This is a genomic window from Pseudonocardia sp. SID8383, assembly GCF_009864975.1.
Lineage (GTDB): Bacteria > Actinomycetota > Actinomycetes > Mycobacteriales > Pseudonocardiaceae > Pseudonocardia > Pseudonocardia alni.
On sequence record NZ_WWFY01000359.1, the window covers coordinates 1 to 632 of the forward strand.

A 632-nucleotide genomic window follows, 5' to 3' on the forward strand; every position below is an offset into this window, starting at 1 on the left:
CCCCGGCCCGGCCACGGTCCCCCGCAGGCTGACGGTCACCCGGGTCGCCGTGCACCGCACCCGCGAGCTGGGCGGGCGCGCGGTCGCGCTGTTCCGGCGCGCCGCGACCGCCGACGGCGCCGACCGGTCCGGGCTGACGGCGCTCACCTACGCCACGATGCTGACCTACGCGCTCGACGCGGCGGTCGCCGTCGCGCTGGCGAACACCTTGTTCTTCGCGGCGGCGACGGCGGAGTCCACCGCGAACGTGGCGCTCTACCTGGCGATCACCGTCGCGCCGTTCGCGCTGGTGGCGCCGGTGATCGGTCCCGCGCTGGACCGGTTGCAGCGGGGCAGGCGGATCGCGATGGCGGTGTCCTGTGCCGGCCGCGCGGTGCTCGCCGTGGTGCTCGTGTTCCACCTCGACGACTGGCTGCTCTACCCGGCCGCGCTGGGGATCATGGTGCTGTCCAAGTCGTTCCTGGTGCTCAAGGCGGCCGTGACCCCGCGGGTGCTGCCGTCGACGATCACCCTGGCGACGACGAACTCCCGGCTCACCACGTTCGGGATGGCCGCGGGCGGGGTCGCCGGGGCCGTCGCGGGTGCCGCGGCGCTGGCCGTCGGCGGCGCCGGGCCGCTGTGGTGGACGGCGG

1 pseudogene is annotated in these 632 nt (G+C 76.1%); it reads left to right on the forward strand.

Annotated elements, in window-relative coordinates:
• Nucleotides 1-632, forward strand: a pseudogene (locus tag GTW08_RS08680) (MFS transporter); the annotation flags it as partial.